The 23,984-nt window shown below is 65.7% G+C and carries 23 protein-coding genes and 1 pseudogene; 8 read left to right on the top strand and 16 right to left on the bottom strand.

Going from position 1 to position 23,984, the window contains the following annotated elements:
* Positions 1-20 precede the first annotated feature (20 nt).
* Entirely contained in the window at positions 21-341 is a 321-nt protein-coding gene (locus ASF26_RS08025) for a YbaB/EbfC family nucleoid-associated protein (RefSeq protein WP_056251926.1), read from the top strand.
* 64 nt (positions 342-405) lie between these two features.
* Here the strand turns inward: ASF26_RS08025 and ASF26_RS08030 are convergent, their stop codons facing one another.
* Positions 406-2,022, bottom strand: coding sequence for a phosphoenolpyruvate carboxykinase (locus ASF26_RS08030; protein WP_056251996.1), 1,617 nt, complete (start codon positions 2,020-2,022; stop codon positions 406-408).
* A gap of 347 nt (positions 2,023-2,369) precedes the next feature.
* Between ASF26_RS08030 and recR the strand changes: the two genes are divergently transcribed.
* From recR to ASF26_RS08055, 5 genes are all read left to right on the top strand, one after another.
* A complete protein-coding gene (gene recR / locus ASF26_RS08035) occupies positions 2,370-2,975 on the top strand; it encodes a recombination mediator RecR (protein ID WP_056251929.1) in 606 nt (201 codons plus the stop codon).
* A 121-nt stretch (positions 2,976-3,096) separates the two neighbouring features.
* On the top strand, positions 3,097-3,615 hold the full coding sequence (locus ASF26_RS08040) for a peptide deformylase (protein ID WP_056251934.1): 519 nt from the start codon (positions 3,097-3,099) through the stop codon (positions 3,613-3,615).
* Between the two features lie 28 nt (positions 3,616-3,643).
* Positions 3,644-4,573: a methionyl-tRNA formyltransferase gene (gene fmt / locus ASF26_RS08045; RefSeq protein ID WP_056251936.1), complete on the top strand. Its 930-nt coding sequence runs from the start codon at positions 3,644-3,646 to the stop codon at positions 4,571-4,573.
* A 25-nt stretch (positions 4,574-4,598) separates the two neighbouring features.
* Complete coding sequence (truA, locus tag ASF26_RS08050) at positions 4,599-5,369, top strand: tRNA pseudouridine(38-40) synthase TruA (protein ID WP_056251940.1); 771 nt, start codon at positions 4,599-4,601, stop codon at positions 5,367-5,369.
* Positions 5,370-5,619: 250 nt separating this feature from the next.
* A complete protein-coding gene (locus ASF26_RS08055; protein WP_156462914.1) occupies positions 5,620-6,846 on the top strand; it encodes a hypothetical protein in 1,227 nt (408 codons plus the stop codon).
* 45 nt (positions 6,847-6,891) lie between these two features.
* Here ASF26_RS08055 and dapE read toward each other — a convergent pair whose 3' ends face one another.
* Positions 6,892-8,097: a succinyl-diaminopimelate desuccinylase gene (gene dapE, locus ASF26_RS08060; RefSeq protein WP_056252000.1), complete on the bottom strand. Its 1,206-nt coding sequence runs from the start codon at positions 8,095-8,097 to the stop codon at positions 6,892-6,894.
* A 112-nt stretch (positions 8,098-8,209) separates the two neighbouring features.
* On the opposite strand from dapE, the gene moeB reads away from it, so the two are divergent.
* On the top strand, positions 8,210-8,977 hold the full coding sequence (gene moeB, locus ASF26_RS08065; protein WP_056251945.1) for a molybdopterin-synthase adenylyltransferase MoeB: 768 nt from the start codon (positions 8,210-8,212) through the stop codon (positions 8,975-8,977).
* A 130-nt stretch (positions 8,978-9,107) separates the two neighbouring features.
* Here moeB and ASF26_RS08070 read toward each other — a convergent pair whose 3' ends face one another.
* The 12 genes from ASF26_RS08070 to ASF26_RS08125 form a co-directional block, all read right to left on the bottom strand.
* Positions 9,108-9,311 (bottom strand): hypothetical protein, encoded by a 204-nt coding sequence (locus tag ASF26_RS08070; RefSeq protein ID WP_056251948.1) that lies wholly within the window; start codon positions 9,309-9,311, stop codon positions 9,108-9,110.
* A gap of 63 nt (positions 9,312-9,374) precedes the next feature.
* Entirely contained in the window at positions 9,375-10,406 is a 1,032-nt protein-coding gene (locus ASF26_RS08075) for a formate dehydrogenase subunit gamma (RefSeq protein ID WP_056251953.1), read from the bottom strand.
* Between the two features lie 47 nt (positions 10,407-10,453).
* A complete protein-coding gene (fdh3B, locus tag ASF26_RS08080; protein ID WP_018044800.1) occupies positions 10,454-11,050 on the bottom strand; it encodes a formate dehydrogenase FDH3 subunit beta in 597 nt (198 codons plus the stop codon).
* A 12-nt stretch (positions 11,051-11,062) separates the two neighbouring features.
* Positions 11,063-14,005, bottom strand: a complete 2,943-nt coding sequence (locus ASF26_RS08085; RefSeq protein WP_056251956.1) for a formate dehydrogenase subunit alpha — start codon at positions 14,003-14,005, stop codon at positions 11,063-11,065.
* A 7-nt stretch (positions 14,006-14,012) separates the two neighbouring features.
* Entirely contained in the window at positions 14,013-14,240 is a 228-nt protein-coding gene (locus ASF26_RS08090; RefSeq protein WP_056251959.1) for a formate dehydrogenase, read from the bottom strand.
* 43 nt (positions 14,241-14,283) lie between these two features.
* Entirely contained in the window at positions 14,284-14,895 is a 612-nt protein-coding gene (locus tag ASF26_RS08095; protein WP_056252002.1) for a molecular chaperone TorD family protein, read from the bottom strand.
* Positions 14,896-15,026: 131 nt separating this feature from the next.
* A complete protein-coding gene (locus tag ASF26_RS08100) occupies positions 15,027-15,689 on the bottom strand; it encodes a DUF3306 domain-containing protein (RefSeq protein WP_056251960.1) in 663 nt (220 codons plus the stop codon).
* On the bottom strand, positions 15,686-16,228 hold the full coding sequence (locus ASF26_RS08105; RefSeq protein ID WP_056251963.1) for a DUF3305 domain-containing protein: 543 nt from the start codon (positions 16,226-16,228) through the stop codon (positions 15,686-15,688). Before ASF26_RS08105 ends, ASF26_RS08100 begins: the two co-directional genes overlap by 4 nt.
* Positions 16,225-17,235 (bottom strand): DUF6352 family protein, encoded by a 1,011-nt coding sequence (locus ASF26_RS08110; protein ID WP_056251967.1) that lies wholly within the window; start codon positions 17,233-17,235, stop codon positions 16,225-16,227. Before ASF26_RS08110 ends, ASF26_RS08105 begins: the two co-directional genes overlap by 4 nt.
* Positions 17,232-17,810: a DUF6505 family protein gene (locus tag ASF26_RS08115; protein ID WP_056251972.1), complete on the bottom strand. Its 579-nt coding sequence runs from the start codon at positions 17,808-17,810 to the stop codon at positions 17,232-17,234. The genes ASF26_RS08110 and ASF26_RS08115 overlap by 4 nt, the downstream gene beginning before the upstream one ends.
* 133 nt (positions 17,811-17,943) lie before the next feature.
* Entirely contained in the window at positions 17,944-19,227 is a 1,284-nt protein-coding gene (locus ASF26_RS08120; RefSeq protein ID WP_082477560.1) for a porin, read from the bottom strand.
* Positions 19,228-19,304: 77 nt separating this feature from the next.
* A complete protein-coding gene (locus tag ASF26_RS08125) occupies positions 19,305-20,033 on the bottom strand; it encodes a biotin/lipoate--protein ligase family protein (protein WP_056251974.1) in 729 nt (242 codons plus the stop codon).
* A 128-nt stretch (positions 20,034-20,161) separates the two neighbouring features.
* Between ASF26_RS08125 and ASF26_RS08130 the strand changes: the two genes are divergently transcribed.
* A complete protein-coding gene (locus ASF26_RS08130; RefSeq protein WP_056251977.1) occupies positions 20,162-22,204 on the top strand; it encodes a 4Fe-4S dicluster domain-containing protein in 2,043 nt (680 codons plus the stop codon).
* Between the two features lie 291 nt (positions 22,205-22,495).
* On the opposite strand, the gene ASF26_RS08135 is transcribed toward ASF26_RS08130, so the two are convergent.
* Entirely contained in the window at positions 22,496-23,785 is a 1,290-nt protein-coding gene (locus tag ASF26_RS08135) for a c-type cytochrome (protein WP_056252010.1), read from the bottom strand.
* Between the two features lie 110 nt (positions 23,786-23,895).
* Positions 23,896-23,984 (bottom strand): annotated as a pseudogene (locus tag ASF26_RS22610) (IS5/IS1182 family transposase); the annotation flags it as partial.

Raw genomic sequence — 23,984 nt, forward strand, 5'->3', positions numbered from 1 at the left:
TCTTTCGGAAATCTCACGCCATGCGCGACCTCATGGGAATCATGAAGCAGGCTCAGGCCATGCAGGAGAAGATGGCGAGTCTCCAGAATGAGCTCGAGCTCGTTGAGGTGATGGGCGCCTCCGGTGGCGGGGCCGTTACGGTGACGATGACGGCGAAGGGGCTCGTCAAGGGCGTGACCCTCGACCCGAGCCTGTTGATTCCCGACGAGCGCGAAATCCTTGAAGATTTGATTGTGGCCGCGGTGAACGATGCGCGCGGCAAGGCCGAAGGCGTTGCGGCCGAGCGCATGGCCGAGTTGACCAAGGGCCTACCGATCCCACCCGGCATGAAGCTTTTCTGAAGCTTCCTTCGGCTGCGAAAGGTCCCGATCCCGACACGAGCCGGGATCGGGCGATGATCTGCCGTCAGGCGGCGATGACTTGCACGGGCTCGGCGGCACGCACGTCTGCGTCCACGTGATCTTCGAAGCGCTTGAAGTTGTCCTTGAACATCGTCACCAGCCGTGTCGCCGTGTCGGCGAAAGCGACCTTATTGACCCAGGTCTTCACCGGCTGAAGGATGTGCGGCTCGACTCCCGGAACGAAAGCCGGGACGGCGAATCCGAAATACGGATCGCGGCGGAACTCCGCCTTCGACAACGATCCATCCAACGCGGCCGCGAGCAGTCGCCGTGTCACCCGGATCGGCATCCGACGTCCTGTGCCTACGCCGCCACCGGTCCAGCCGGTGTTCACGAGCCAGCAATCGACGTCGTGATGGGCGATGAGGTCGCGCAGCAGGTTCCCGTAGACGCTCGGATGGCGCGGCATGAACGGTGCGCCGAAGCAGGTCGAGAACGTCGCCTCCGGCGCGGTCAAACCGCGCTCCGTGCCGGCGACCTTGGCGGTGTAACCGGAGAGGAAATGGTACATCGCCTCAGCGCCCGTCAGCTTGGCGATGGGCGGCATCACCCCGAAGGCATCGCAGGTGAGCATGACGATGTTCTTCGGGTGCGCGGCCCGTCCCGTCGCGCTGGCGTTGGCGATGAAGTCGAGCGGGTAGGCACAGCGCGTGTTCTCGGTGAGCGACGCATCGTCGAAATCGGGGCGACGCGTCAGCGGGTCGATCACCACGTTCTCCATCACCGTGCCGAAGCGTTCGGTGGTGGCGTAGATCTCCGGCTCGGCATTGCGCGAGAGACGGATGGTTTTTGCGTAGCAGCCGCCCTCGAAGTTGAAGATGCCGTCCTTGCTCCAGCCATGCTCGTCATCGCCGAGCAACTGCCGGGAGGAATCGTTGGACAGCGTGGTCTTTCCGGTTCCGGACAGGCCAAAGAACAGTGCCGAGTCGCCTTCGGCGTCGAGCGCCGCATTGGCCGAGCAGTGCATCGGCATCACGCCCGCGCCGGGAAGGACGTAGTTCAGATAGGTGAAGACGGACTTCTTCATCTCGCCGGCATAGGCACTGCCGCCGATGAGGACGATCTTTCGGGTGAAGTCGATGGCGATCACGGTCTTCGAGCGGCAACCATGGCGATGCGGCTCGGCCTGAAAGCTCGGCAGGTCGATGATCGTCAGCTCGGGAATGTAGTCGGCGAGCGAGGACCGCTCGGGCCGAATCAGCAGGTTGCGGATGAAGAGCGAGTGCCAGGCGAGCTCGGTGAAAACCCGGGCCTGGACGCGGTGGGTCGGATCGGCGCCGCCGTAGAGATCCTGGGCGAAGAGTTCCCGCCCCTCGGCATGGCTCAGGAAATCCTGGTACAGGGTCTCGAACTGCTCGGGCGTGATCGCGCCGTTGTTCTCCCACCAGATCTCGTCCTCGGTGCTGGCATCGCGGACGATGAACTTGTCCTTGGGCGAACGTCCGGTATGGCTCCCCGTCGTCGCCACCAGGGCGCCGCCATGGGCGAGCTGCGATTCACCCCGGCTTAGGGATTCCTCGTAAAGGCGTGGGGCTTCGAGGTTCCAATGAACCGCCTTGAGATTGCGCAGGCCGATTTTCTCGGACCCATGGCTGGCGTTGAAATCGCCGATATGTGTCACGTCCGTCACTCCTCGAACACCTGATCGCTTTGAGGTCTGGCTTGGCCGGAATCTCCCATTCGTCTTCCGGACTGTCCGATGGAGTGTCCGCGCGGTCGTTCAGGTCCGCCGCGCACAGGTTCGCCACTCTATCGATCAGACCTGCTTAGTCCGCGAAGGGCACCGGTCAATTGAGCCGGCATCCGTTTCGACGACGAACAAAGGGATCTGTCAGATAAATTATGGGGTATCTGGACGAGGCCCGGAGCGGCGTCGCAACGCATGCGGCGGCGAAGATTACCAACTACAAGACAGGGAGATCCGATCCCATTTAGGACGCACGGCTGCGGCCGTCTGACGGAACACGTATGGCCCAAGCCGTTGCCGGCCCCGAAATCGAACGCCTGATCCAGCTCCTCGCCCGTATGCCGGGGCTCGGCCCGCGCTCGGCCCGGCGGGCGGCGCTGCATCTCATCAAAAAGCGAGAAGCTCTGCTCGCGCCGCTGGCGGAGGCGATGAAGGTGGCCTCCGAGCGCATCGTCGTGTGCCGGGAATGCGGCAACGTCGATACCAGCGACCCGTGCACTATCTGCCGCGACGCATCGCGCGATCCCTCTATCCTGGTGGTGGTCGAGGATGTCTCCGACCTCTGGGCCCTGGAACGGTCGGGCGCGGTGACAGCGCGCTATCACGTCCTCGGCGGTGTGCTCTCCGCCCTCGATGGTGTCCGGCCGGAGCACCTCAACCTGGCGAGCCTGGTGGACCGGGCCGGCAACGGCGATGTCCGCGAGATCATCTTGGCGCTGAACGCCACGGTCGATGGCCAGACCACCGCGCATTACGTCACCGAATCCCTGGCGCATCACGGGCTGAAAGTGACCCGCCTCGCCCATGGCGTGCCGGTGGGGGGAGAGCTCGACTATCTCGACGAGGGGACACTCTCGGCGGCCATCCGAAGCCGTACGGCATTCTGAGCCGCATCACTGCCCCCGGCCGATTTGACCGACCATCCGCCAAACCTTATCTGCGGGTCCGGCACGGCGGACCCGGGAGACAGGGAGCCGGGCCCTTTCCATCGACAGATCCGGCCAAGCCATGACCATCCGCCCCCTCGTCATCCTGCCAGACGCCCGCCTGCGCCAGGTGTCGACCCCCGTCGGCACCATCGACGATGAGGTCCGCACCCTCGCCGCCGACATGCTGGAGACAATGTACGATGCTCCCGGCGTCGGCCTTGCCGCCATCCAGGTCGGTGTCACCAAGCGCGTCGTAACCATCGATACGTCGAAGGAGGAGAACGCGCGGCAACCGCAGGTCTTCATCGACCCGGAGATCGTCTGGGCTTCGGAGGAGAAGCGCGTCTATGACGAGGGCTGCCTGTCGATCCCCGAATATTACGGCGAGGTGGAGCGGCCCGACCGGGTGCGCGTACGCTTTCGCGACCTTTCCGGCGAAACCCGAGAGATCGAGGCGGACGGGCTCCTTGCCACCTGCATCCAGCACGAAATCGATCACCTCGACGGCGTACTCTTCATCGATCACCTGTCGAAGCTGAAGCGCGACCGCGTCATCAAGAAATTCGTCAAGGCGGCCAAGCGCGGCGAGGACGTCTGATCCCATCCTTCAACAGAGAGCGCGCGCGATGAAGCTCGTCTTCATGGGAACGCCCGATTTCGCCGTGGCGACCCTGGTGCGCCTGGCGAAAGACGGTCACGACATCGCAGCGGTCTATACCCGCGCCCCGGCGCGGTCCGGGCGAGGCATGGCGTTACGACCGTCCCCCGTCCATGCGCTGGCGGACGGGCTCGGCCTGCCGGTTCACACCCCCGCCACCCTGAAGTCGCCGGACGCGCTCACGCTCTTCCGGTCACACGGATGCGATGTCGCCGTCGTGGTCGCCTATGGGATGCTGCTGCCGCAGGCGATCCTCGACGTGCCGCGCCACGGGTGCCTGAACCTTCACGCCTCCCTGCTGCCACGCTGGCGCGGGGCTGCACCGATCCAGCGCGCTATCATGGCGGGGGATACGGAGAGTGGCGTGGGCATCATGCGCATGGAGGGGGGCCTCGACACCGGCCCCGTAGCCCTGGAAGAGCGGGTCGCCATCGCCCCCGGTATGAGCGCGGGAGACCTGCACGATGCGCTGATGCCCATTGGCGCGGCGCTCATGAGCCGAGCCCTCCGCCAGCTGGAACACGAGCCCCTCCCCCTCACGCGCCAGTCCGAAGACGGGCTCGTCTACGCGCGCAAGATCACTAACGAGGAGGCGCGCATCGACTGGTCCAAGCCGGCGGGTGAGGTGGCGAACCATATCAACGGGCTGTCGCCCTTCCCCGGAGCCTTCTTCGAGGCCGATCTCGGCAAGGGGCCGGAACGGGTGAAGGTGCTGCGCGCCCTGCCAAAGGAGGGACAGGGCACGCCCGGCACTCTGCTCGATGCGGCCGGAACCATCGCCTGCGGCGAGGGCGCCGTGCAGCTCACAGAGTTGCGCCGGGCCGGCAAGGGCGGCATCGTCACGGGTGCGGAATTCGTGCGCGGTGCGCATCTCGCGCCGGGAACGCGCTTCCCGTGAACTCAGAGACCGGGGGCCGTCGCTGATGCCCCGCTACAAACTCGTGATCGAGTATGACGGCGCTCCATTCTGCGGATGGCAGCGGCAGGCCGAAGACGTAACCGTTCAGGGCGCCATTGAGGATGCCGTTAAACGCTTCACAGGGGAGGACTTGCGCTTGACCTGCGCCGGTCGGACGGATGCCGGCGTACACGCCATCCATCAAGTCGCTCATCTCGACCTGAGCAAGGACTGGCGCACGGATACGGTGCGCGACGCCCTGAACGCCCATCTCCGACCGCTTCCGGTCGCCATCGTCAGCGCCGAGCGAGTCGGAGCGGGTTTCGATGCGCGGCACTCCGCGATCCGCCGGCATTACCGCTATCGCATCTTCAACCGGCGCAGCCCGCCTGCCCTGACACGCGACCATGTCTGGCACGTGCCATGGCCGCTCGATGCCGAGGTGATGCACAGGGCCGCGCAAGGTCTCCTCGGTCGCCACGACTTCACCGCCTTTCGTGCCGCCGAATGTCAGGCGAACAGCCCGATCCGCACCCTCGAACAGCTCGAAGTAGCTACGGTGACGATGGGCCTGTTCGAGGAGATCGTGATCTCGACCTCGGCGCGCTCGTTCCTGCACCATCAGGTCCGCGCCATGGTCGGAACGCTTATGATGGCCGGCTGCGGACGATTCAGCATCGCCGAGGTCGCCGATATCCTGGCGAGCCGCGACCGCGCCCGCTGCGGCCCGATGGCGCCTGCCAAGGGATTGACCTTCGTGGGGGTGGATTACGGGCATGACCGGGAATCTACTTAGGAAGCAATTTCAGATTGTATTATGCGATCAGAAAGGCATCTTCGGGCAACCTCGACGATTTTCGACATCGTGAGGCCTGGAGCCTTCGCCTGTGGAAACGCCATTCCAGATCATCCTCGTTCTCGCGACCGCCTTCGCAGTCATCTCACCCCTGATTTTCGTCGCCATACGAGAGGCGATCAAACTTCAGAGGCAGGAGATCATCACGGATCTCGCCACGGTCTTCGACAAGACCGATCAGCCGGGTCCGATGCTGATCCCGTCATTCGAATTCGTGAAGTACAAGTATTTCGTCGGTGCGAGGCGCAGCAGCGACCCGATGGCTGGGACCACCGAAAGCGATAGAACCAACGCGATCGCGCGGGAGGCGCATCGCAAGCGCGAGGACTTTTCGACACTCTCCTGGCTCATCGGCTGCGCGCCCTTCAGCGCATGCGCGGCGATCGGCATGTTATACGGATTGTCGCTGCTCCTCTGGATGTTCGCCGGACAACCGGGGCATCCATCTGGTTTCCGCTGGCCGGGCGTGACCTATCCGACGCCCGGAAGTCTCGGGCTGGTTTGGCTTCTCGGGATCTGCGCGGCATTCGCGGGCAGCTACGTGACGGCGCTGCGCAATTTCTACCGCGCGATCAAGAATTTCGACATGAGCCCCGGGACGATCGTGGGTGAAACCATAAGGATGCTGGTTAGTATCGTTCTCGGCCCGATCCTCGTCATATCGTTGCTCTGGATCGGGACGGGTCTGGTCTCCGCCCTGGTGACGGTCGATCCCAGCGCGACCGCGCCGGCCACCATCGCCGTGGTGGTCGCAGCCTGTTTCGTCGCCGGCATCATGCCCGATGTCGTCCTGCGCAGCATCGTGCAACGGGACCAGTTGAAAAACTTCAAGCGCGAGGAAGAGGAGGTTTTCCGCGCCTTCAAGATCACGCCGGTCGAGATCATCGACGGAATCGACAGCGATATTCGCGTCAGGCTCGACGACCATCACATCCATTCGACCCAGAATCTCGCGGCGGCCAACCCGCTGATGCTGTTCGTCGAGACTCCATACGGAGTTTATCAGATCATGGATTGGGTGGCGCAGGCGCAACTCTGCTGTTCGGTCGGCCGAGACCGCATCATCCGCCTCTGGCCCCTCGGCGTACGAACCCTCTTCGACCTCGAACGTCTGGCCGCCGCGAGCGACGAGATGCACGAGGCCTTGCTTCTGGAAGTCGGTCGCATCATCCTCGGGGAAGCACTCGTTCCGCTGAGCGGGAAGGATCCCAAGGCCGCAGCAGGTCTGACGCGAGCCAGTATCGAGTTGCGCCTCGACGATCCGCACGTCCAGCGCCTACGGCAGATCTACATTGCGGTCGGGGACCGGCTCGGCACGCGAAGCCGTCGCTTCCAAACGCGCCGTCACCCGTTCCATTGCCACTATCGCTTCCGCGGCGCGTGGATTCGACGGACAATGACGCGAAAAGCGGCATGACGCCTGCCGAGGTTCCGGGAGTTGAAACTTCGTGCCTGCCGCCGGTCAGACCTCGCCTTTCTCGGAAGCGACCGCGAAATAGGCCGACAGTACCCGCCCATAGATCGCGGTCAGCCTATCCAGATCGGCGATAGCCACGCATTCGTCGGTCTGGTGCATGGTCTCGCCCACGAGCCCGAACTCGATGACTGGGCAGGCATCCTTGATGAAACGGGCATCTGACGTCCCCCCGGTGGTGGACAGGACCGGGCGCAGCCCGGTCTCGGCCTCGATCGCCTCGACCACGAGGTCCGTGAACGCGTCCGGCGCGGTGAGGAAGGCCGGGGAGTTCGAGGGCTGAAGGTCCAGGGTGAACCGGACGTTGTTGCCGGCGGCCGCCTCCAGCCGCCGTTGGATCTCGGCACCCAGGGTTTCCGCCGTCCAACCCTCGTTGAAGCGAATGTTGAGCGTGGCGCGGGCATCGGCCGGGATGACATTGGTGGCCGGATTGCTGACATCGATGGTGGTGAATTCGAGGTTCGACGCATCGAAATGCGCGGTGCCGCCATCAAGGGGCTGGTCGAGGAGGGCAGAGGCGAGGCGCAGCAGGCCGGGGATGGGGTTCTCGGCCTTTTGGGGATAGGCCACGTGGCCCTGGCGGCCATGGACGACGAGCTTGCCGGTGAGAGACCCGCGCCGACCGATCTTGATCATCTCGCCGAGGCGCGCCGGGTTGGTGGGCTCGCCGAGAAGGCAATGGTCGAAACGCTCGCCGCGCGCCTTCGCCCATTCGAGGAGCTTCACCGTGCCGTTGATGGCCGGCCCCTCCTCGTCTCCGGTGATGAGGAACCCGATGGAGCCGTTGAACGCCCCTCCTCGCTCGGCGACGAAAGCGAGCGCCGCCGAGAGCATGCAGGCGATCCCGCCCTTCATATCGACCGCGCCGCGGCCGTAGAGCAAGCCGTCCGCTACTGCGCCGTCGAACGGCCCGTGCCGCCACGCTTCGACGGAGCCTGGCGGGACGACGTCGGTATGGCCCGCGAAAAGGAGATAGGGGCTGCCCGTCCCGATCCGCGCGTAGAGATTGTCGATGTCGGGCGTTCCGGGCTCCGAGAAGCGCGGGCGATCGACGACGAACCCCGCCTCCTCCAGGACGCCACCGAGCCATTTTAGGGCACCGCCCTCCTCCGGCGTCACCGACGGGCAGCGGATGAGGGCCTGGGCGAGGGCCAGCGGCGAGTGATCGGCGATAACGGGAGAGGACACGGGCATCGTCTCGTCGAGATGGGACATTCCACCGTCGCGAATAAGCGGCACAGAAGCGGGACGCAAATACCGTCCCGATGGCCTTTCAGCGCCTCGCCGCAGGGGTTATCTCACCGGGATGGCCTTCTCCAGCGACGAAGTCGAACGCTACGCCCGCCACCTCGTCCTGCGTGAGGTCGGAGGACCGGGACAGGCGCGTTTGCAGGCGGCGCGGGTACTCGTCATCGGTGCCGGCGGGCTTGGCGCTCCACTGATCCAGTATCTGGCAGCGGCCGGCATCGGCACGATCGGCATCGCCGACGACGACACGGTCTCGCTCTCGAACCTGCAGCGGCAGGTGATCCACGGCACCCCCGATATCGGCCGCACGAAAATCGACAGCGCAACCGACGCCGTGGCGCGTCTCAACCCGTATGTGCGGATCGAACCGCATCACATGCGGATCGACCGGGACAATGCCGTCGACCTCATTCGCGAGTACGACGTCGTCGCCGACGGGTCGGACAATTTCGCGACCCGCTACGCCGTCTCCGATGCCTGTTTCCACGCGAAGCGTCCGCTCGTCACGGCCGCCCTCGGGCAATTCGATGGCACGCTGACGACGATCCGCGCCCATGAGACCGGACCAGACGGCCGCCCTAATCCAACATATCGCTGCCTGTTTCCGAACCCACCACCGCCCGGCAGCGTGCCCGCATGTGCGGAGGCCGGTGTGCTCGGCGCTCTTGCCGGGGTGATGGGATCTCTGATGGCGATGGAAGTGATCCGCGCGGTTGCGGATTTCGGCGAGCCGCTGGTGGGACGGCTACTCATGGTCGATGCCCGATCCATGCGCTTCGAAACGCTCGGCTATGGCTGGGACGAGGGCAATCCGCTGAACGGATAGGCGACGTAAGAAGCGGAAGGTCGCTTTCGCCGCCCTTCGCCCACCGAATGCGGGACCGCACATTCTGCGAACCCTGGCTGCTTTCGCGACGCTGAACCCATGTCATGAGTGTTCCGCGAGATCCCGGAAATCAGGATTTCGAGGGCTTCTCCGGATCGGGCGTGACGCCGTTCCACTGCGGCCCGACGAGATTGCTGTGACCCGCCGGGTCGGAGACCCGCGTGCCGGAGGTCGTGAAGGCCTGGTAAGCGAAGCGCTGCTGCTGGTTGAGGAGCATAGCGGCCAGCGTGCCCAGGGCGACGGCGACGACGAGAGCGATGATGAAAGCTTTCATGGACGTTGTCCGATCCTCGACATGCTGGCTCCGGTCGCCGAACGCCTGTATTAGTCCGTGAGGTTACTCGGCAGGCACCTGATGCCGCCCTAGCTGCCGGCCGCTCGCGTTCTTGGCCTGCTCTTCCTCGACCCAAAGGTCGTGGTGGACCTTGGCCCAGCCGAGATCGACCTTGCCGCTGCCCATCGCGTCGTAGGCGCCCTCCATGCCGAGCGTGCCGATGTAGATATGGGCGAGGATGCCGGCGATGAAGGCAATGCCGATGAGGGCGTGGATCACCTGCATCAGCTGCATTCCGGTGATGTCCGTGAGGGCGAAGGGAAAGATCATCATCAGGCCGGTGACGCTCATGGCCGTGCCGAAGCCGATCACCATCCAGAACACCATCTTCTGGCCTGCGTTGAAGCGGCCGGCGCTGGGATGCTTATCGCCGACGAAACCGCCGAAGGCCTTGATCCAGGCGATGTCGATCTTGTTCGGGATGTTGTCCCTCAGCCAGAGCACCAGCATCAGGACGACGCCGATCATGAACGGCCATGCCAGGTAGATGTGGCTGAACTTCGCGTATTGCGCCACGACACCGAACGCGTCCGCGCCGATGAGCGGCATCAGCAGGCGCTTGCCGAAGATGTAGTTGAGTCCGGACAGGGCCAGGATGATGAAGCAGCTTGACGTCATCCAATGCGCGAAGCGCTCGAACCCGTTGAAGCGCAGGATCTTGCGGCCAGTATCGGGGCCGCGCTCCATTAGGATACGACCCCGGAAGAAGTAGAACAGGCCGAGAAGCGCGGCGGCGCCGAGGACCGCCAGGGCGCTGAGCCACGGCAGCCAACGCTCGCGGAAATCACGATAATCGCGGCCGGCGGGCTGGATCAGATGCGCCGCCTTGCCGTCGGGGATGCTGATGCGGCCGGTGATTTTCGGGTCCTGCTTGAACAGGAACTCCTCGTTGACGGATTCCGCCGTCGGGTTCTGCCCGGTCGGGTTCAGTCCGTCGCGCGTCTGCTGCGCCGAGGAGGTCGACGAGGCGCCCACAGCCACCGTGAGGATGGTCGCTGCGACAAGCGTTCTGAAAATCGTCAGTGTCCGCCGCATCGGCGTTTCCTTCCTGAAGTCTCGACCCCGGCAGTCCAGTCCGTCGCCTAGATGGCAACGGTTTCGCGATAGGCGGTCTTCCAACCCCAGGCGCCGGAGCCGTAGCCGCGCTTGATGACGCGCTGCTTGTAGATCTGGGCGATCATCTCACCGTCGCCCGCCAGCAACGCCTTGGTCGAGCACATCTCGGCGCAAAGCGGCAGCTTGCCCTCGGCGAGGCGGTTCGAGCCGTATTTCTCGTATTCGATGGTCGAGAAATCGGATTCGGGGCCGCCGGCGCAGTAGGTGCACTTGTCCATCTTGCCGCGCGAGCCGAAATTGCCGACCTTCGGATATTGTGGCGCACCGAACGGACAGGCGTAGAAGCAGTATCCGCAGCCGATGCAGATGTCCTTGGAATGCAGCACCACCGCGTCGGCCGTGGTGTAGAAGCAGTTCACCGGACACACCGCCGCGCATGGCGCGTCGGTGCAGTGCATGCAGGCCATGGAAACCGAACGCTCGCCGGGCTTGCCGTCATTGAGCGTAACCACGCGCCGGCGGTTGATGCCCCACGGCACTTCGTGCTCGTTCTTGCAGGCGGTGACGCAGGCGTTGCACTCGATGCAGCGGTCCGCGTCGCAAAGGAATTTCATGCGAGCCATGGCGATTATCCCTCAAACGGCCCGGATCTGACACAAGGTGCACTTCGTCTCCTGCATGCCCGTCACAGGATCGAAGCCATAGGTCGTCGTGTTGTTGGAGCTCTCGCCCAGCACCACGGGGTCCGTGCCGTGCGGATAGAATTTCCGCATGTCGTCGCCCTGGTACCAGCCGGAGAAGTGGAACGGCATGAAGGCGACGCCCTTGCCGACCCGGTCGGTCACCAGCGCCTTCACCTTGGCCTTCGCGTTGTTCTCGGGGCCGGAGACCCAGACGAACTGCCCGTCCTTGATGCCACGATCGGTGGCGTCGCCGGTGTTGATCTCGACGAACATGTCCTGCTGCAACTCGGCGAGCCAGGGGTTCGACCGAGTCTCCTCGCCGCCGCCCTCGTATTCCACGAGTCGACCGGAGGTGAGGATGATCGGGAAGTCCTTAGCGATGCCGCGATCCACCGCCGCCTTCTGCACCGAGAAGCCGATATTCGGCATGCGCAGCTGACGTTCGTCGGGGCGGGTCGGGTATTTCGCCACGAGGTCAGGACGCGGCGTGTAGATCGGCTCGCGGTGCACCGGAACCGGGTCGGGCAGGTTCCAGGCATTCGCCCGGGCCTTGCCGTTGCCGTAGGGAGTGACGCCACGGTCGAGGCAGACGCGCTGGATGCCGCCCGACAGGTCGGTGGCCCAGCTCACCGCATCGATGTTGGCCCCACCGGTCTTGGTGATGCTCGCCATTTCGTCGGCCGTGAGGTCCTTGTCCCAGCCCAGCTTCTTGAAAACCGCCATGGTGAATTCGGGGTAGCCGTCGGTCAGCTCCGAACCCTTAGCAAAGGAATCCTCGGCGAGCAGGGTGACACCGTTGCGCTCGGTGCCGAACCGCGCCCGGAACGTGCCGCCGCCCTCCTTGATGTGGAGGTTGGTGTTGTAAAGGATGTGCGTTCCCGGATGCTTAAGTTCGGGCTTGCCCCAGCACGGCCAGGGCAGGCCATAGTAATCGCCGCCCACTTCAGGGTCGTCCTTGGGCGCCCGCAGCGTGACAAGATCGAACTTCGCCTGGTTACGCATATGCGCCTTCAGGCGCTCCGGGCTCTGCCCGCAATAGCCCGTCGACCAGCCGCCGCGGTTGATTTCCCGCAGGATGTCCTCGGCCTCGGGGACACCATCCACAACCTTGATGTTCTTGAACATCTTGTCGGCAAGGCCGAGCTTGGCGGCGAGGCGGTAGACCACCTCGTAATCGTTCTTCGACTCGAACGCCGGCTTCACGATCTGCTCACCCCATTGCAGCGAACGGTTCGATGCCGTGCGGCTGCCGTCCATCTCCAGGGAGGTGCAGATCGGCAGGAGGTAGGTGTTGTCGCGCCGTGCATCGAGGGCGGCGAAGGTGGTAGGATGGGGGTCGGCGACGACCAGAAGGTCGAGCTTGGTCAGCCCCTTCACCGCCTCGGGCAGGCGGGTGACGGTATTGCCACCATGCCCGAACACCATCATCGCCTTGATGCCGGTGCGCTGGTCGACCTGCTCCTCGGGAAGGTTCACACCGTCGAACCATCGCGTCGAAGTGATGCCCGGCGATTCCATGCTCTCTTTGCGCGTGCGGGCCTTCCGGCCGGCCTTGGCCGGTACCTCGTCGAAGCGCGACTGCAGCCAGTCGTACTCCACGTCCCAGACACGAGCCCAGTGTTTCCAGGCCCCTTCGACGAGGCCGTAATAGAGCGGCAGCGACGTCACATCGAGGCCCATATCGGTGGCCCCCTGCACGTTCGTGTGGCCACGGAAGATGTTTGCGCCCGTGCCCGGCTTGCCGACATTGCCGGTGGCGAGACACAGGATGCAGAGCGCGCGCACGTTGGCGGTGCCCACCGTGTGCTGGGTCGCGCCCATGCACCAGATCAGGGTCGCGGGCTTCTCCTTGGCGAAGGTCTCGGCCACGCGCCGCAATTGCTCGCCGGGCACGCCCGAGACGCGCTCGACCTCCTCAGGGTTCCACTTGGCGACTTCCTTGCGGACGTCATCCATGGCGTAGACGCGCTGGCTGATGAACTCCTTGTCCTCCCAGCCATTCTGGAAGATGTGCCAGAGAATACCCCAGACCACCGGGATATCGGTGCCGGAGCGGATTCGGACATATTCCGTCGCGTGGGCCGCCGTCCGCGTGAAGCGCGGATCGATGACGATCATGTTCGCGCGGTTGATCTCCTTGCCGGAGAGCAGATGCTGGAGGGAGACCGGATGCGCCTCGGCAGGGTTGCCGCCGAGAATGATCATGGTCTTGGCATTGCGGATGTCGTTGTAGGAATTAGTCTGTGCGCCATAGCCCCAGGTGTTGGCGACGCCGGCCACCGTGGTGGAATGACAGATGCGCGCCTGATGATCGACCGAGTTAGTACCCCAGAAGGCGCCGAACTTGCGGAAGATGTAGGCCGCCTCGTTGGTGAACTTGGCCGAGCCGAGCCAGTATACGGAATCCGGGCCGTACTTATCGCGAAGGCCGGTAATCTTGTCGCCGATCTCGTCGATCGCCTGGTCCCATGAGATGCGGGTCCATTGCCCGTCGACCATCTTCATCGGGTATTTCAGGCGGCGGTCGCTGGAGACGAGTTCGCGGATCGCCGCGCCCTTGGCGCAATGCGTACCCCGGTTGATTGGGCTGCTGAAGGACGGCTCCTGGCCGACCCAAACGCCGTTCACGACCTCGGCCGTCACCGTGCAGCCCACCGAGCAGTGGGTACAGATGTTCTTCTTGATCGTCACGTCGGGACCGATCGCGGACGACCCCGCCGCCTGCGCCTTACGTACGGAGCCGAGTTGAATCGAGCCGGCGGCCGCGAGCCCTCCGGCGACGAGGCCGGAATTGCGCAGGAAGGCGCGACGGTCGATGGCCCTTGGCGTGTCGCCGATGGCCACGGCCGGATGGAAGGTGCGGCCCGGGCCGCCGGTCTTGCGCTTGATCAGCATGGCGCCCTCAATTCTTCTTCAGGGTCTCGTAGCCGTTGGTGAGATAGAACGCCTTGACGTGGTCCGACTCGCGGTACCGTGCCTTCGTCTCATCCTCGCCGGGATCGTAGGCCTGCGCGGGCGTCGCGATCATCGGCTGGGCCGTGATCGCGGCGGCGGCGGCCGCCACCGATCCGCCGCCGAGGGCGCGGAAGAAATGGCGCCGTCCCATGTCGTCCTTTCGATCGTCCCGCATGCTCGTCACTCCTGAATGCGACCGATGTCTCATGGTCCCCGGGTCACGCGTCGAGCGCGTAGGCCTGGGCCTCGATGTCGATGAATGTCCGGCCGAGGTCGCCCGCGGCGCGGTAGAAAGACGAACGGGGATTTGCGGCCACATCGTCGAACAAACGCCCTACCCAGGGCTTTAGATGACGCTCGAAAAAGATGCGGTCCTCGCCGACGTCGGTCTCGAACCGGCCGGAGACGAGACCCGCCATAGTCTCCAGAAGCATCGCCACATGGTCTTCCGGCTCGCTCATGCCGCCGGTGGCCTCGATGCCGAGCCGGGCTAGATCCTGCCGGATTCGGGCAAGCGGGCGCTCGTTGAGAAAGCCGGTGAGGTAGTAGGAGGCGTGCGGCACGACCTCGCCGCGCCCAACGCCCACGAACAGATCGAAATACTCCCGCCCGACCTTCGCGAGGTCCGCGCCGGCCGCTTCGCCCGCCAGCGAAGAACACGCCTTGCCGAGGGGGCTACCGTCACCTGCCGAGGCCGCGAGAAGCGACAAAATATCGTCGGAGGGCGCTCGGCCGATGAGGGCTGCGAGAACATCGTAGAGATGGGCGCGCAGGAGATCGACGTCGTCGGCGACCGGCTGCGTCATGCCGGGCGCGCCGGAAGCGAGCATCGCCTCGTCCTCGCGCAACAACTCCACCGAACGCATACCATCCTCAAGCCGCGACCCGATCGCGAGCGAAGTGAATTCACTTTCTCCACAATAGCCCGGATTGGGACGTGCGCAACGTAGTTTTTAATCGCTCAAAGCGGGACGGCACGGCCATGTCGTCGCGGTTTCGGCATAGCCGCGTCCACGGGAGAAGGAATCGCCAGCGGAACGGCTGAGCTCGGCTGGTTTTGGGGCAACGCGACGAGCTGTTTTTCTGCACCGGCGGATTCAATTTCGTGGTCGCTTGTCGCGGCGATAGATTCCTCTCCAGGCCGCTCCGCTTCGATCGGTTCGGCCTCGGCGGTTGTCGGCTCGGGCTCCGCTTCTTCGACGGGACTCCCATCGAAAATGTCCCGCAGCATGGCCTTGATGTCATCTGTGGGCAAAAGCGGGCCGTTTCCCGGCACACCGCCCACCGCATTCCAGTCATAGGCGTATTCCCGCGCCTCGCTGACATAGTCGCGGATGTTGGTGTCGATGGACCACATCCGGCGCAGGGCCGCTTTGCGCATCACCATCGGTACGCCCGCCCGGAGGAACTGGGTCAGGTCGGTCTCAGCCGTCAGACTATCCAGGGAGGGCAGCTTGGCGAGTTCCTCGGGCGGCAGGGTTTCGCCTTCGGCAAGCTCCTCCGGGCGGGATGCCCGCTCGCTTCCGTCCTCCTCGCTCACGGCCAAATCGCGCGCGGGCGCAATTTTCCGGACGACGGCGCGCTTGCGCTTCGACCAGCGGGAAAGGAAATCGCCGCCGCTCATCCCTTGTCCCCCCGCCTGCGCGTACCGGTGCCCTGTCGGGCCAGGGCCTCCGGATCGGCCCTGTCGCGCTTGCGCTTGTGGAAGACCTGTTCGACGTGGAAGGCCTCGAAGAATGCCAGGACCTTGGCCTGGACCTCCAGCGGCATGGGCACAGCCTCGACCACTTCGCCGATGCCCTCAGCCATGGATTCGCCCTCGTAGGGATCGGCCGTCACATTCGCGACCTCGTAGTTTCCCTCCGCGGCCTGTCGCAGGGCGACCCAGAGCGAGGGCCGGCCCGAGACCAGGTTGTCGCGGTAATGCGACGTCTCGGCGGGATGGAGCGAGACCTCATAGGCGCCGGCGTAGAAGGTTTCTTCCTCGGGCGTCGCCGAGAGCAGGGTCCAGGGCGAAGCGGCGGGGATGTCGGGAAGGGCCGAGACCGGCAGCCAGGCATGGCTCGCCCATCGGCTCTTCAAGGCCCGCTTGGCGACGATGATGCCGACCTCGAAGCGGTCGTCGGGCGGCGTTGCGGCTTGGGTCGGATTCTGTTCGGTCATGCGGCCTCCGCACCGTCGCTGATCGGCAATCCCGCCACGAGGTTCTGAGGTTTGAGGAAAAGGCGCTTGTCGGGGTCCATGGCCATCAGGAGATAGACCGGACGGCCGGCAGCACGCGGGTCGATCCGCCGGTCATCGGCGAAGGTGAGGCGAAACAGGGCCAGGATGCGCATGCGGCTCGCCTCGTCCAGGGTCTCGCCGTTCCAGAGGGCGTTGCCGATTCGGGTCGCTTGAGCGTCGAGCCCGACGAACCAGCGCCAGTCCGGATCGTCCATAGAGGCGATCGGCTCCACCTTCGCCTCCACATGCAGAAGGTGTCGCACCCAGGCCTCGATGGCCCGCGCCAAGCCCTCGCGACTCTTCGGGTTGCTCCCGAGGTTGAGCGCCATGGTGAACGCGTCGGAGCGGCTCCAATAGGTCCAGGCGGTCTCGTCCGTGAGCACGTCGAGTTCGTTCGCGGCTTCCTTGCCGAGCATGGCGACGAGGGGCGATTGCGCAGCCCCGGTCTCCCGCGCCTCGATCACCTCGGCATCGGCCAGCAAGGCAGCGCCGTCGACGAAGGAGACGCGCTGCGGCCGGAAGAAGAGCTCGCCGGCTCGAAGGGTGTAGGGGTCGTCGCAGCCGTCGAGTGCGTTGCGCAGGATGAGATGCGCCAGCTGGTTGAGGAAGATCGGCGGCGTGCCGTTCAGGCCGCCGCGAACGAGGTCGAGATAGGCCGCCTCCACGGAGCGCGCGGCCGTCAGCCGATCGCGGAAGGCGAGCATCATGGTCCAGTTCTCCCGCGCATCGGCATCCGCCATCGCGGCAACCTCACCGGGGGAGACCGCCCGGCGCGGTGACGTCACGAGGCTGCGGTGGAGCGCCCGCTCTGCCATGCAGGCCTCCTCGGGCGGCACCAGTTCGGGCCGGGCCAGATAGGCGAGGATCAAGTCGTCGTTGACGGCGAGGCCTCCCCCCTCCGTGCGGCCGGCGAGATGGTGGCCGCTGGAGACCCAGAACTCGGTCATCGTCCTTCGCCTTTCGATCCCGGTGTGGTCGCCATGCCGATGAGGTCCGCCCGCTCCTCGGGTTCGTCGTCGGTCTCCACGAAGGTGAAGGCCCGCGCATGAGCGTGAAGCTTGTCGGCTCCGGCAACACCGGGCCCGCGCTGGTGCAAGGTGCGGAACGCCTCCCGGATCTCGCCGTCCTCGAAGGTTCTGTGCAGGGCGATCACGCTGCCGATGGCGGGCTGGCACAGGGAGCCGGCGAACTCGATCTCCTCCGCCGCCGCGACGCGGGCCACGTCGAGGCTCGGCGCGCCGAGGCGCTCGCAGAGATGACGCGCCAAATCCTCCACGGCCGCGTCCCGCTCGGCCGGACTCGCCTCGCTCACCACGACGAGGGTGGAGAATCCCAGGGAAGTCACGCCGAGGAATCCCGAGCGGAACGCCGTCCGCTCCTTGCCCTCGAGCAACGGGACATTGGCATCCCAGAAAAGGAATGACCCGGCCACCGCCCATTCGCCGGGCTCGGCGGCCTGAACGAACACGAAGGTATCCGACGGGTCGAGGCGAATGGTCCGTGGGAGTTTGAGACTGCTCATCGACAATTCCGAGGCCCAATCCTGTCGCCGCTAGTGGAACTCGCGCTCCGGATGACGGCGATGATCGTGGCGTTCAAGGCCGGTATCTGGTGCGGGGCGTCCGCAATTGCTCGCGGACAAGGTCGGCACGGGTTCACCAGTACAGTTGGAACCGGCCGATGAACGTATCGGCATCGATGGTCCGCCCATTCTGGAGCGCGGAGGGGGACGTGTGCGACCGGACGTAATCGGCCATGATGCGGATGTTGGTGTCGGGATACCACGATAGTCCCACCGTGCCGTCCCGCTCGATGCCGCCGCGAATGCCGTCATCGTCGAGATCGATGGCCGAGAACCGCAGTCCGAGCTCGAACACGCCGAAGCCGCCGCGGGTGATGCGCTGGGCCTCGGCGACCTTGACGCCGCCGAAGACCGCGTAGCTCGTCCCGTTGAAGTCGGGAGCCATGCGATAGGCCCGGTTGTCGCCGTTTAGCACCCAGCTCGCCTGAACGTATCCTCCCTGGAAATTCAGTGGCTTAGCGCGGTCGAAGCGGCCGATCTCGGTCCGTGTGTATTCCGCGCTCACCAGCAGCGGACCGGAGCGGTAGGCCAGCTCGGCGCCGAGGCGGGCGATGCTGGCGGCATCGCGGATGTCGCCGGTATCGACGAAGCGTCTGGTATAGAGGAACGCCTCCGACCGGCTGGACAGGGAGAGCGGGCTCTCGTCGCGGGGCAGGTCGCGGTAGCTGCCGGCGAGACCGATATGCAGGGTCCGGTGGTCGTCGTTGATCGGCGCATAGGTGACGCGGCTGGTCGAGGCGATGCCTTCGGTGCCGATGCCGGTATTGGCGTTGCCGCCGAAAACTCCGGTGACGACGCTCCAGTCCTTGCCGTGTCGTCCGACGGCGAAACCGAAGTTTCGGGCCGGCACGAAAGCGTCGGACAAGGCCCGCTCGGTGAAGAGGATAGTGTTGTTGGAAGCGAGTTGATCGAGACCGAACGGTTCTTTCTCGTTGCCGATACTGAAGAGCATGTCCGGCACGCCGCGATAGACCAGGACCGCGTCGTTGATCGGCGTCACCGGATCGGCGAAATCGTATTGGAAGCCGAGGCCGACGTCCTTGCCGAGGCTCAAAGTCGTCTCGATCCACGAACGGCGCACGGCGATGGTATCGGTGAACGGGTCGCCGAAGCCAGATTGGCGGATACCGGCCACACCGAAATCGAGGTGAAGCCGGCCGCCGATGCGTAACATCATGGCATTGTTGGGAAATGTCAGGGTGATGCCCTTGTCGTCGATGGTCAGCCGCTCGCCATAGGGGCCGGGCATGCCCTTGGCCTCGATGGCCGCGCCCCTCGGGCCATCCTCGGCCCGGACCCCGCCCGGCAGAGACAGGAGTCCGGCCAGCGCGGCGATGCAGGCGATGCGGGTTTTCAACGATGCCCTCTCTTTAAGGAGCGCCCTCACCACGGGCGATATCGACTGATATTCCCACATTCCGCGCATCGCGACATTCATAGAAGAGGCTCGCCCGTATGCGGATCGCGCCAGCGCATGGCAGCGAGGGCCGCGACGACGTCGCGTCGTTCGCCGTCGCCGCCAATCAGGTCGCCATTCGTATGGATCCGAGCCGACGGACCGCCATCGGCGAGGCGGCGGAGGTAGCGCCGTTCGATGGCCTCGAACCCGTCCTCGTCCCAGACGGCGAAGGTTTTCATCAGATGCCGGGCGAAACTTTCGACGATGGCCCCGTTCCCGTCCTCGACGGCGAAGCCCTCGTTTTCGAGGGAGGTCGAATCCGGCGTCAGGCCGGGATCGCCGGAATGCGCCTTCGAGGCGATGATCGTGGCGGAGAAGACGAGCCAGTCCGGCACCTCGCCCTCGCCGCAGGTGGACGGCCATCCGAGACGCCCGCCGCCGAGGCGCGCGCCGTCGAAGCGGAGAGTGTCGGGCCAGTCGAACGTCACCGGGATCTCGGGCGGCCCATGGGCGCCGATGGCCTCGGCAAGCGCCACCATGCCGGCGAAGAAGGCGCGGCGCGCCGTGGCGAGGGGCTCGTCCGGCTCCAGGATCACGGCGAAATCGAGCAGCTCGGCGCTGCGTCGCCAGACAAGGCGCCCGGTGGCGTCACCCGATGCGGCCGCATCGAGGGCTTCGTCGAACGCGCTCCCCGGTCCGTCCATGACGACGAGGGAGAAGACGGGCGGCAGGATCAGGTCCGGGTCGTCTGAGCTCGGCGCCATGCGTTTCGGTTCTACCTGCGCCCGTATGTCGGGTCCTAGTTTCGAGCCGTTATAGTATACGATGCACCAACCTGAGCGCGAGTGGGCTGGTCCCCTCGCCGCTGTGACCAAACGTTCGGGGTAAATCATTGTCCGACCGGATCGTATTCGCGTGCTCCTGCGATGAGACCGTCGCCCTCGACGGAGCGGCGATCGGCAAGGCGTGCGGCGGCCGCCTGGAGACCGCCGATCAACTGTGCGGGCGGGAGATCGCCCGGTTCGAGGACGCCCTGGCAGAGGGCGCGCCCGTCACGGTCTCGTGCACGCTCCAGGCTCCCCTCTTCACCGACATCGCCGCCGGGTCCGGGGCGGACGCTCGCGTGACCTATGCCAACATTCGCGAGAATGCGGGCTGGTCGAAGGAGGCCCACGCGGCCGGACCGAAGATCGCGGCCCTCCTCGCCGCCGCGGGCGAGACGTCGCCCGTGCCCGGCACCGTCGCGATGGTCAGCCAGGGCGTCGCCCTCATCTATGGCAGCGACGAAATCGCCATCGAGGCCGGACGCCGCCTTGCCGATCATCTCGACGTGACGGTGCTGCTCAGCCGCCCGCAAGACGTGCCGGTGCCGCGCCGTCACGAATTTCCCGTGCTGCAGGGCAGCGTCGTCTCGGCGAGCGGGCATCTCGGGGCATTCTCCCTGCGCATCGACGATTACGCGGTGCCGAGCCCGTCATCCCGACAATCCCTCTCCTTCGGCCCTGCGCGCAACGGCGCCACCTCCACCTGCGACGTGGTCCTCGACCTGACGGGCGGCACGCCGCTGTTTCCCGCGCACGACCTGCGCAGCGGCTATATCCGCGCCGATCCCCGCGACCCGGCCGCCGTGGAGCGGGCGATCTTCACGATCTCCCATCTCGTCGGCGAGTTCGAAAAGGCGCGCTTCGTCGATTTCCAGGCCGATCTCTGTGCCCATTCGCGTTCGCGCATCACCGGCTGCACCCGCTGCCTCGATGTCTGCCCCACCGGCGCCATCGTGCCCGCCGGCGATCACGTGGCCATCGACCCCTATATCTGCGCCGGCTGCGGCTCCTGTGCCTCGGTGTGCCCCACGGGTGCGGCCGCCTACGCCCTGCCCGCCCCCGATGCGCTGATGCGGCGGCTGCGCACCCTCATGCGCGCCTATCACGAGGCTGGGGGACGGAATGGCGTCGTGCTGTTCCATGATGCCGAGCATGGCGAACCCCTCATCGAGGCGCTGGCGCGCTACGGGGACGGCCTGCTGGCCAACGTGCTGCCGGTCGCCGTCAACGAGGTCACGCAGCTCGGCCCGGAGGCCGCCGCCGCGCTTCTCGCCTACGGCGCCGTGGGGATCCGCCTCCTCGTCCGGGACCGTCCCAAGCACGACATCGCGCCCTTGCGCAGGATGGTGCTTCTCGCCGACACGCTCGCTGGGGCATTGGGGTACGGTGCCGCCGACGGGACGCCCGTGGTCTCCCTGATCGAGACCGACGATCCGGATCTGCTCGGTGCCGCCCTGTCGTCCGGCAGCATCGGCACCCCCGCGCCGGTTCCCGCCGCCTTCATGCCGGTGGGCCCCAAGCGCAACGTCCTGCAATTCGCCTTCCGCGAGATGCATGTGGCCGCCCCGGCCCCCGTGGCCGTAGTCCCCTTGGAGGCCGGATCCCCCTTCGGCGGCCTCGATTTTCGCAGCGAGGATTGCACCCTGTGCCTCGCCTGCGTCGGCACCTGCCCGACCCACGCCCTCAGCGACAGCCAGGACCGGCCGCTGCTGGCCTTCGAGGAAAGCCTCTGCGTGCAATGCGGGCTCTGCGCCGCCACCTGTCCGGAGAATGTGATCACCCTGAAGCCGCAGGTGGATTTCGCCGCCTGGAGCCAGCCGCGCCGCATCGTCAAGGAGGAGGAGCCGTTCGATTGTGTGTCCTGCGGCAAGCCCTTCGGCACGCGCAGCAGCATCGAGCGGGTCATCGAGAAGCTTCAGGGGCGCCACTGGATGTTCAGGGGCAGCGCCGGCGAGGCCAGGATCCGCACTCTGATGATGTGCGATACCTGCCGCGTCGAAGTCGTCGTCAACGAGGCCTTCGACCCGCACACGGCGCCGGAGCGGTCGAAGCCGCGGACCTCGGAGGATTATTTTCGCGCGCGGGAGACAGGCGGGAACGGCGGCGCTTGACAACCTGTGATCAAATTTTCGGCGGATGCTTGAGATGAGGGGATCATCCGCCGAAGTCGATCTCCAATCAGACTACCTCATCCTGAGGCGCCCGCATCAGCGGGCCTCGGAGGAGGCCTCCAGTGGTCGCGCGATCCCTGGAGGCCTCCTTCGAGGCCGCTACGCGGCACCTCAGGATGAGGTGGAGCTTTGGAATAACGACTTGAAAAGGGTCTTACGAACTTCTCGCCGCGCCATGGTGCTCCGAGCGGTAACCGAGACTGGAAGTTCCGCGAGGCACACGCCCCCGGATCACCGCGTCTTCGTCGCCTTTTCAAGAAACCGCACCAGGGCCTCGCGGTCGTCCGGGTCGTTGATCGTCTGTTCCGGCATCTTAGTGCCGGGGGTGTAGCGGGACGGGCCGATCTCGAAGAGCTTCGCAATGGTCCGCGCATCCCAGACGATGTCAAGGCTCTTCAGGGCGTGCGAAAAATTGTAGCCGTCGGCGGTGGCGATGCGGCGGCCGAACACGCCGCTCAGGGTGGGGCCGGCGCGGTTGCCCTCCTCCGGCGTCAGGGTGTGGCAGGCGACGCAAGCACGGAACACCTCGGCCCCGTGATCGCCCTTGTAGGCGGCGAGCGAATCCGCCGGCCGCGCCATCAACAGCGGCCCGATCGGCTCACCGGTCCTGGCATCCCAGCGGCGCACCAGCCGATCGCCGCCTCCGGTCAGCAACTCGGTTCCATCGGGCCGGAAAGCGAGAGACCAGACCGGAAGTCCGGGGCCGACGAGGCTGAACGCCACCTTGGCGGCACGACTATCGATCAGGGCCACGGTGCCCGCCACCGTGGCGGCGGCCACCCGTCGCCCGTCCGGCGACACAGCAAGCCCAATGACGGGGTTGGTGGCGAGGTCCACCGACGTACGGATGGTCCCATCCTCGGACAGGAACCGCACCACGCTGTCGGCCCCGGCGGCGGCGATCTCGCCGTCCGGCGTCACGGCCAGGGCGTTAATCGGTGACGGCAGTTGAACGATGCGCGGCGGCTCGTCGGTCTCGGCGAGGGGCCAGACCCGAAGCGTGGCGTCGTAGCCTCCCGTCATGAGCCGGCCATCCGCCAGGAAGGCGACGGCGTTGACGTTGCCGGCATGGCCCCGCAGCACCCGCACCGGCCCACCGGCAAGAGGCCGTATCTGCGCGGTACCGTCCCAGGATGCGGAGGCGAGGCGCGTTCCGTCCGCCGAGACAGCGAGGGCCACAATGGGTCCGGAATGGTCGGCGAAGACCTCCACCGGCTCCGGGCGTCCGCCCTGCCACACGGCGATGCGTCCATCCTCGCTGGCCGTGACGAAGCGGCCCCCCTCGAGGGCCGCGACGGCATTCACCGCGCCACTGTGGAACCGCAGGATCGCCAGGGCCGACCCCTGGTCGATTCCCCACAGGATGGCCGATTGATCGAACCCGCCGGAGATCGCCATGCGTCCGTCCGCCGCGATGGCCAGAGCCCGCACCGGCCCGCCATGCCCGCGCAATTGGGCCGAGGCCGGAAGGGGAGCGAAGAGGATGACGAGCGCCGCGCAGATCGACCAGGCATGGCGGATCGCGGCCCGCGAGGATCGAAGTCGAACGGACAACACCGATGCCTGCGCCACGCCGTCGCTCTCTTTGAGGGGCCGAGAATGCTGGAAAATCAAAGTCCGTTTAAGAGCGCCTAACAGAACCGTTTGATCTGGTTGAGAGTGATGAGGCTGGTCGCGAGGCTCGTGAAGGCCTCGTAGATGTCTGCACGTCGCTCGTAGC

The sequence above is a fragment of the Methylobacterium sp. Leaf93 genome, from assembly GCF_001422345.1.
GTDB lineage: Bacteria > Pseudomonadota > Alphaproteobacteria > Rhizobiales > Beijerinckiaceae > Methylobacterium > Methylobacterium bullatum.

Bases quoted from the DNA above. Each gene is read 5' to 3' on its own strand.
- ASF26_RS08025 (WP_056251926.1), top strand. From the start codon at position 21: ATGCGCGACCTCATGGGAATCATGAAGCAGGCTCAGGCCATGCAGGAG.
- recR (WP_056251929.1), top strand. From the start codon at position 2,370: ATGGCCCAAGCCGTTGCCGGCCCCGAAATCGAACGCCTGATCCAGCTC.
- ASF26_RS08040 (WP_056251934.1), top strand. From the start codon at position 3,097: ATGACCATCCGCCCCCTCGTCATCCTGCCAGACGCCCGCCTGCGCCAG.
- fmt (WP_056251936.1), top strand. From the start codon at position 3,644: ATGAAGCTCGTCTTCATGGGAACGCCCGATTTCGCCGTGGCGACCCTG.
- truA (WP_056251940.1), top strand. From the start codon at position 4,599: ATGCCCCGCTACAAACTCGTGATCGAGTATGACGGCGCTCCATTCTGC.
- ASF26_RS08055 (WP_156462914.1), top strand. From the start codon at position 5,620: ATGCTGATCCCGTCATTCGAATTCGTGAAGTACAAGTATTTCGTCGGT.
- dapE (WP_056252000.1), bottom strand. From the start codon at position 8,097: ATGCCCGTGTCCTCTCCCGTTATCGCCGATCACTCGCCGCTGGCCCTC.
- moeB (WP_056251945.1), top strand. From the start codon at position 8,210: ATGGCCTTCTCCAGCGACGAAGTCGAACGCTACGCCCGCCACCTCGTC.
- ASF26_RS08070 (WP_056251948.1), bottom strand. From the start codon at position 9,311: ATGAAAGCTTTCATCATCGCTCTCGTCGTCGCCGTCGCCCTGGGCACG.
- ASF26_RS08075 (WP_056251953.1), bottom strand. From the start codon at position 10,406: ATGCGGCGGACACTGACGATTTTCAGAACGCTTGTCGCAGCGACCATC.
- fdh3B (WP_018044800.1), bottom strand. From the start codon at position 11,050: ATGGCTCGCATGAAATTCCTTTGCGACGCGGACCGCTGCATCGAGTGC.
- ASF26_RS08085 (WP_056251956.1), bottom strand. From the start codon at position 14,005: ATGCTGATCAAGCGCAAGACCGGCGGCCCGGGCCGCACCTTCCATCCG.
- ASF26_RS08090 (WP_056251959.1), bottom strand. From the start codon at position 14,240: ATGCGGGACGATCGAAAGGACGACATGGGACGGCGCCATTTCTTCCGC.
- ASF26_RS08095 (WP_056252002.1), bottom strand. From the start codon at position 14,895: ATGCTCGCTTCCGGCGCGCCCGGCATGACGCAGCCGGTCGCCGACGAC.
- ASF26_RS08100 (WP_056251960.1), bottom strand. From the start codon at position 15,689: ATGAGCGGCGGCGATTTCCTTTCCCGCTGGTCGAAGCGCAAGCGCGCC.
- ASF26_RS08105 (WP_056251963.1), bottom strand. From the start codon at position 16,228: ATGACCGAACAGAATCCGACCCAAGCCGCAACGCCGCCCGACGACCGC.
- ASF26_RS08110 (WP_056251967.1), bottom strand. From the start codon at position 17,235: ATGACCGAGTTCTGGGTCTCCAGCGGCCACCATCTCGCCGGCCGCACG.
- ASF26_RS08115 (WP_056251972.1), bottom strand. From the start codon at position 17,810: ATGAGCAGTCTCAAACTCCCACGGACCATTCGCCTCGACCCGTCGGAT.
- ASF26_RS08125 (WP_056251974.1), bottom strand. From the start codon at position 20,033: ATGGCGCCGAGCTCAGACGACCCGGACCTGATCCTGCCGCCCGTCTTC.